General features: G+C 34.4%; 10 protein-coding genes. All 10 read right to left on the bottom strand.

Going from position 1 to position 6831, the window contains the following annotated elements; all coding sequences use genetic code 11:
* Positions 1-267 precede the first annotated feature (267 nt).
* A complete protein-coding gene (locus tag KGZ89_09120) occupies positions 268-459 on the bottom strand; it encodes a (2Fe-2S)-binding protein (protein MBS3975010.1) in 192 nt (63 codons plus the stop codon).
* Positions 460-792: 333 nt separating this feature from the next.
* Positions 793-1014, bottom strand: coding sequence for a hypothetical protein (locus tag KGZ89_09125; GenBank protein MBS3975011.1), 222 nt, complete (start codon positions 1012-1014; stop codon positions 793-795).
* 226 nt (positions 1015-1240) lie between these two features.
* A complete protein-coding gene (gene nrdG, locus KGZ89_09130) occupies positions 1241-1726 on the bottom strand; it encodes an anaerobic ribonucleoside-triphosphate reductase activating protein (GenBank protein ID MBS3975012.1) in 486 nt (161 codons plus the stop codon).
* Positions 1726-1977: a hypothetical protein gene (locus tag KGZ89_09135; protein MBS3975013.1), complete on the bottom strand. Its 252-nt coding sequence runs from the start codon at positions 1975-1977 to the stop codon at positions 1726-1728. The genes nrdG and KGZ89_09135 overlap by 1 nt, the downstream gene beginning before the upstream one ends.
* Before the next feature lie 215 nt (positions 1978-2192).
* Positions 2193-3149: an anaerobic ribonucleoside-triphosphate reductase gene (locus KGZ89_09140; protein ID MBS3975014.1), complete on the bottom strand. Its 957-nt coding sequence runs from the start codon at positions 3147-3149 to the stop codon at positions 2193-2195.
* 148 nt (positions 3150-3297) lie between these two features.
* Positions 3298-3792 (bottom strand): HNH endonuclease, encoded by a 495-nt coding sequence (locus KGZ89_09145; protein MBS3975015.1) that lies wholly within the window; start codon positions 3790-3792, stop codon positions 3298-3300.
* Positions 3793-3887: 95 nt separating this feature from the next.
* Entirely contained in the window at positions 3888-5060 is a 1173-nt protein-coding gene (locus tag KGZ89_09150; GenBank protein MBS3975016.1) for a hypothetical protein, read from the bottom strand.
* A 104-nt stretch (positions 5061-5164) separates the two neighbouring features.
* Positions 5165-6094 (bottom strand): radical SAM protein, encoded by a 930-nt coding sequence (locus tag KGZ89_09155; protein ID MBS3975017.1) that lies wholly within the window; start codon positions 6092-6094, stop codon positions 5165-5167.
* A gap of 33 nt (positions 6095-6127) precedes the next feature.
* Positions 6128-6535, bottom strand: coding sequence for a GatB/YqeY domain-containing protein (locus KGZ89_09160; GenBank protein MBS3975018.1), 408 nt, complete (start codon positions 6533-6535; stop codon positions 6128-6130).
* Between the two features lie 9 nt (positions 6536-6544).
* Positions 6545-6831: hypothetical protein (locus KGZ89_09165; protein ID MBS3975019.1), on the bottom strand; the 287-nt coding region annotated here is incomplete at its 5' end.

Genomic DNA, 6831 nt, shown 5'->3' on the forward strand with positions numbered 1-6831 from the left:
CAAGGATTGATAGTGCAAGAACTCCAACAAGAACTGCAATATCCAGAAGGGGGAACCCAAAATGATGTGTCACTATTCTACTCTCCTCAGTTTAAAGTAAATTATTTTTGTTTATCAAAACAGTACATTGCATTACTACCTGCATCATTATACACAATATAACAGAATTTTCCATTAATATTATCATTCATGATGTAAATTTTATTAACAGCGGAGTATCCATTATATACCCGCTCTACTGTAACTTTATCTTCAGCCATTGCTGTACTACAAAACAGAGTCAGACAAAGAGCTATCATCTTTTTCATGTAACACCTCAATTATAGTTTGTCTACATTTTCCACAACAAGTGGCAACTGGTAAGTATCTTTGCACATCTTCCAATGACTTACAAGAAAAATCTTTTATAACTTTTTGTAGCATTTTGTCATTAATTTTATTGCAAAGACATATAAACATGCTGTCACCTATAGTTCAATCTTGTGTTCACCCCACAGATTAAATTCATCACTAGGCATTTCCACATTAAGAAACTCACATACTCTGTATCTGTCTACAAGAATATATGACTTCTTAATAGTTGAATAAATTTCCAATTTAAAGTTTGAAAACTTTAAGTCATTATAACCAGTAAGTTGATTCAGAAACATTAGTGATTTCTCATCACGTCTTAGTTCATACCAATCCTCTACAGATAGACAAATTTTTAAGACATCTAAATCCCAATCGTTCTCATAATGAGATTCCACTATCTTATTTATTTTATCTAACAGGTCATAACAAAAGCTAGAACTATTCATGGTTAAACCATTTTGACGTACCATTCTGGGAACTCTCATCTTCCTCAACGTAGATAACGCCCATGAACTCAAACGATCGAGTGCCACCTTTGTATAGAGGTTCTTTTTGTGTAACAACCCAAGTTGTAACATTTTCACAAACTTTTTCCAACAGGAGCTTGTAAGCTAATACTGGAAGTTTGATAACACGTTTTTGATTTGTATTATGGATCATATTTTTACCTTATTTGTAAGCTTCATCTTCTCTGTAAGTTAAGACTCTATCCTGTAAGATCAGTGCTTTTGTTTTAGCTTTTATTACCAATCTCTTACAACGAAAGAGTGTAGTATGGTCTTCTGGCAACCACAAACTCATCGCAACACAAGCACCATGGTAGTAAAAGAACTCTTGATAATTATCAAGTAGAACATGTCTTGCTCTACTAACACGATCTACATATTCATCCCATGTTTCTAAATTCACCATTAACTTTTCTCCATAAAACTTGGTTGTCAGATCCTCTAAAAGGTTTCTTTGTAGGAAGATCTTTCACAAACTTCCCATCTATGATGACATCAACTGTATCTAGGATTTGAGCATAAATCAAGTTATTTTTTATCTCTTGCATTGTTTGCCCACACCACAGCCAAATACTCTTTTCTGGCATATCTTGTTTAACAGCATAGCAAAGCTTTAATACTGTGTCAAAATTTTTTCTTTCTAAAGGGTTTCCTCCCAAGATGCTTAACCCACTAATGAAAGGTTTTTTCAAATCTTTCAACAAGTTGTCTTGAAAATCTTTAGTAAACGGTTGACCATGATTATAGTTCCATGTCTCTTTGTTGAAGCATCCTTCACAACCTTGTGAACACCCAGAAACAAAAAGGGAGCACCTGGCTCCCTCTCCATTAACCAAGTCACCAAAAATGTAACCTGAATAATTCATTACCGATTCCTGTAATAGTCTAAAGCATATGCAATAGTTTCAATCGGATCGTGCTCTTGATTAATAATCTCATAAATACAATCAGAACTTAGTGGTGTAACACCATCACCTAAGTACCACTCCAAAGCTTCCATAATCTCCTTGTAAGAGGATACAGGTTTTTTAGGGATTTCAACTATTGCAAACTCATTCTCTATTAAGTTACCCCACTCCTTAGTGCCAACCTCTGGTAATTTATTTACTGTTTTCATAATCTATCCTCATAAGATGTTGTAATAAAGATGTTGTAATAAAAATGTAGTAGTTAAGAATATACTAAGTACAGCACTTATTTGTACATGTTCTTTTAAGGTAAGCTCTTTAAAGGTATTTGTCCATAGCGTTATTGATGCACAAAAACATATAAAAGGAGAAACTAGCAATCCAAACATAAATACTATGCAAAGTGCTTCTACTAAAGTCATAACTAACCCTCTGTATGTTTAACCCTATTCACCACTTCCTGCATTTTACCTTTGTTAAAAGGTCTGCTATTAGGTGCTGATAAGTAGCCTGAGACTCTTCGAATGACATTGATTGTCCCTTCTTCAGAGTTTCCACAATCAGGACACTCAAACCCTTCTGCTGTTGCTGTAAACTCTCCATGGAATCCACATTTCAAACACTGATCTACAGGTTGATTAATACCAAAATAATGTATATTTTCATAGCCATAGTTGATTAATGCTTCCAGTCCTTGCATGTTGTGCTTCAGATTTGGTGTCTCAACATATCCAATATTACCACCTGAACTGATAAAGTCAAACCCTGATTCAACATTCCATTTAGTAAAAGGATCAACTTGTTGGTCTACAGGAACATGGAAGGAGTTTGTCAAGTAGTCTTTATCAAGGGTACCAGGGAACTTATCATTGATTTTACTGGCAAATTTGTAACATAAAGATTCTGCTGGCGTACCATAGATGCCAAAACCAATACCTGTTTTATTTTTGTAATACTCTGACATCTCTGACATAAGTGTTAGGATTTTTTCTCCATAAGCTTTATATTTTTCTAAGCTACAATTTGGGTAGAGAATTTGAATTGCTTCATACAACCCTACGTAACCAAAACTTGCTGAAGCATACCCATCGTAAAAGAGTTTGTCAATAGTTTCTTCTGGGTCAAGTCTAGCCAAGGCACCTTCAACAAACATGACAGGATTCTGTTTAGCTTTGGTTCCCTTCAGACGGTTGATCCTTAGCATATGTGCTTGATAAGCTGTTTGCATATGCTTATAAAGTTCTTCCAGGAAAAGTTTACCATTACTGACAGAATCTTTAGCAATCATTGGTAAATTCAAAGATACTACTCCAAGATTAAATCTACCATCGTATTTCTCACCTTGTTCTGTAGCAAAATAAGAAAGGAAACTTCTACACATTGTGTTCAAGAGAGGCCGCAAACCTCTCCCCGTTCTTTTATGAACTGCTGCATGTTCCCATGCAGATCAGACTATATCTTCACCTTAAAAGGTGTCTCCCGTTTCGGACATCATTAGCTTATATCCTACACCGCTACATTCATCACGGTTAGTCGTTGGGCATTTCATAGTAAAACTCGTAATTATAGTTATTAACTTTTCTTCCTTTTAAGATTGCAGTAACATTTTTACGATTTAGATTCAAAGTATCAGCAAGAGATCTTATACTTTCAAAGATAAATTCTTTTCCTGTATCTTTAGCCACTGCTTTAACTTTGTGTTTTCTATTAACAAAATGATAGCAACCATTATCATAACCCTCTTGTGTATTATCTGGTCTGTCGCCCCACTCAAGGTTTATAAGAGAATTATCTTCTATGTTGTCATTTTTATGTTTAACATAGGTCTTACCTTCTGGATTGGGTAAGTACGCCTCTGCTAAAATTCTATGTAACCTAAGACATAAAGATTTTTTATTTCTTCTGATTCTTACTAAAAGATATCCTGTATTATTCTCTTTCCATGGTTTAATTTTCCTACCAAAAGGGCTAATTACTTCACCACTTTCTGTAATAAAATATTCTGTATCACGAATTTTCTTCATATTTCCTCCTTAATGACAAGGAGTTTTACTATGTTTTAGCAACGGATTGCCCGGTCTGGGTTTTCCCGTTTTAGAGAGATTTTACATGGGCAGTATTACTGTTTACCCATGCTAGTAACATGACCTTTTGAAGATTTTGTGACTAGTTTATTTCTAGGGACTGAAATAAAATCTGGATAAATTCTCTCTGCACAACATTCCATTGCCAGTTGTTTTAAATCATAGTTAGGATCACCAGGGTTCATATTGACACCTTCTTCAAGGAAGAAAATTACTTTTGGGAACACAGGCGTTACTTTATCCTTACCTAAACCCTCTCTGTGGATTTTTAAATAGTTACGAGTAATCATTCTACCAAATTCTGAGGTATCTAAACCAAGACTAATGGTGATAAATGGTGACTGACCATTTACACTCATTAACGTATTGACTTGGTAAATAAGGGTTTGCATTGCATCATAGACATCTTCATTAGTCATGACATAAGCACAAGATTTACTGTGATTTCTGATTTGGTCGAGAAATTTTTGATTCTTCTTATAAGTTAATTCAACATATTGTTTTAAACCTGTATCAATATGTGCGCAAGTCTGTCCACCATATTGGCTGGAGGCCACTGCCTGAATGATCTGAGTCAGTACTGTTGTAGCCACACCAATAGATTTAGGTTTTTCAATGAAAGCATTTCCAATATGGAAACCATTTTCTAGCATATCTTGATAATTAACTAGACAACAGTTAGTCAGAGGGCTGATTAGATAATCTAAGTCATGGATGTGTCCAAAACCGCTTGTATGCCATTCTGAGAGGTTTTTTGGTAGTATCTGTGTCAATGCTATATGCTTACTTAAAATACCCGCTAAGAGGTCTCTATGCGTGTTTACAACGTTGCTTGGTTTGTTGGCATTCTCACGTGTAAACTCTTCTGCTGTTTGTTCTAAGAAGCCAGATATGTCATTATAAAGTTTCCCATTACCTTCACGGATTTTATCTCTATCGTGCCTATACTCAATATAAGTTCTGGCTATGTCATATGTCTTTGGATTAGACATAAGGAAATCTTCAATCATTTTTTGAACATTTGATACTGACTTATTCTCATTGAGATTTTTAATAATGTGTTCTGTGACTTGATCAGCAAGATGTTCTGCTGTGATTGATAATGAAGAATTGGCTAGTGCTGCTTGATATACTGCATTGTAAACTTTACGTTCATCAAATTGTTCTGTGCGTCCGTCGCGTTTTATAATTTTATGTTGATACTGCATTAGTCCTCCATAATGAAATAAAGCCAGATCTCTCTGGCTTGTTTGTCTTATTATGTTACCTTATTCCGTTAAGATTGATAATGATCTTAATCAATTTAGAATCATTAATTGAACATCCCACAAGAGGATTGAACATCTTTACCAGCAGAGTGCTGGACTTTAAGATTAGGAATAGACTTCTTAAGTTTTGAAACAATCTCACTTAAGTTCCCACTCTCTTGGTCTTTATTTAAGCCACTGTTGTAACGGAGGATACGAAGTTGACTCTTAGATAGATTATTGGCAATCCAAAATTTAATTAGATTATCAACATCCTCACTTGAGTCATTCTTGCCATTAATCCAAGTGTAATGGAAAATAGTGTCAATGCCGAATACGTGACTTACATGTTTCATGTTAAGCACTGCATCATGAATATTAATTGTTTTAGGCATCATCTCTGAACGAATTTCATCCTTAACAGAGTGTAATGAATAAAATAACCTTAGTGGTGTCTTTTCAATATTATTTGGATTTTTATTAAATTGTAAAAGACATTTGTTAAAATCATTAAGATCATCAATGACTTCTCTTTTAACTTTAGGCATAGATGTTGAAATGTCCACCCCATCTAACCCTTTGGCATATTGATTATCTTTTACCCAATAAAGAATTTCTTCAGTGACATACCTAATCATTTCATAATTCAGAAGTGGTTCACCTTCACCCATCCAGCACAGTTTAATGTATCGATTTTTGAGAGTAGGATCCTCTGTTACTTGGTCTTCTATCACAGATTTAATGTTTAGAATTACATCTTCGGCAGAGATCTTTTTAAACTGTTTGTTATTTTGTGTTAAATGACAAAAAGAACAAGATAATTGACAACCATGAGAACAGGATAACACTAAACTATATTTTTGTTTATTTTTAAAATCTGGATAATCTAAAGAAGAGTCATATTGGCCTGACAACTGTTTTTTAAAAGAAGTTTCAGTTCCATTGTCATGCAGATATTTTGTTACCATGCCATTAGTTGAGATAATCTTTTTCATAAATCCTCTTTTAAGTTACAGGCCAATATTATTTTAAACTAGATAAGCTTGAAGAATAGTCTTTGCTAATTGATTATCTACTGTTTTGCCAGCAGCTTTAGCAACCATGTTAATTTTACCCATGAAACTCATAGTAATCTTATCACCATTCTGTACAGCAGTGTCCAAGAAATCACGAATCTCTTCTTCACTCAACTGTGCGGGAAGATAACTTTCCATAAAAGCAATTTCTTCTTCATACTGTTTAAGTTTTTCTTTATGACCTTCAAGACTTGTCCGAATAGATTTTATGATAGACTTGATAAGAGCAACAGCATCTTCATCAGTTGACTTTTTCTTTTGAGTCAATACACCTAAAATAAAAGTCAAAGTTGATACTTTTTCTTTATCACCAGACTTACGAAAAGCAAGTTGGTCTTGTTTCATTTTCTCAATAAGCATTTTGTTTCCTTAATATTCAATTTCAAGTAAATAATCTAGACGAATCTGACTCAGATCAAAAACAATGATCTCATCATTTCTAACTCCAGAATATCCAGCCTTTGCCCAATAGGAATGATATCCTTTTGGAGGCAGTTGACTAGTTGGACCTTTTGGTGTGTAAGCATTTCCAACAGCTACAGAGGCTAGGAACATGTATACTTTACCACTGCCAGAGCCACCTGTCCAGTATCCACCATCACAATAGTTAATACTCTTAGAACTTTGGTTAGCGAAGTATATACCGTCTGCAAACA

The organism is Actinomycetota bacterium, assembly GCA_018334075.1.
GTDB lineage: Bacteria > Actinomycetota > Coriobacteriia > Anaerosomatales > UBA912 > JAGXSC01.

Bases quoted from the DNA above. Each gene is read 5' to 3' on its own strand.
- KGZ89_09135 (MBS3975013.1), bottom strand. From the start codon at position 1,977: ATGAAAACAGTAAATAAATTACCAGAGGTTGGCACTAAGGAGTGGGGT.
- KGZ89_09150 (MBS3975016.1), bottom strand. From the start codon at position 5,060: ATGCAGTATCAACATAAAATTATAAAACGCGACGGACGCACAGAACAA.
- nrdG (MBS3975012.1), bottom strand. From the start codon at position 1,726: ATGAATTATTCAGGTTACATTTTTGGTGACTTGGTTAATGGAGAGGGA.
- KGZ89_09125 (MBS3975011.1), bottom strand. From the start codon at position 1,014: ATGATCCATAATACAAATCAAAAACGTGTTATCAAACTTCCAGTATTA.
- KGZ89_09160 (MBS3975018.1), bottom strand. From the start codon at position 6,535: ATGCTTATTGAGAAAATGAAACAAGACCAACTTGCTTTTCGTAAGTCT.
- KGZ89_09120 (MBS3975010.1), bottom strand. From the start codon at position 459: ATGTTTATATGTCTTTGCAATAAAATTAATGACAAAATGCTACAAAAA.
- KGZ89_09155 (MBS3975017.1), bottom strand. From the start codon at position 6,094: ATGAAAAAGATTATCTCAACTAATGGCATGGTAACAAAATATCTGCAT.
- KGZ89_09145 (MBS3975015.1), bottom strand. From the start codon at position 3,792: ATGAAGAAAATTCGTGATACAGAATATTTTATTACAGAAAGTGGTGAA.
- KGZ89_09140 (MBS3975014.1), bottom strand. From the start codon at position 3,149: ATGTGTAGAAGTTTCCTTTCTTATTTTGCTACAGAACAAGGTGAGAAA.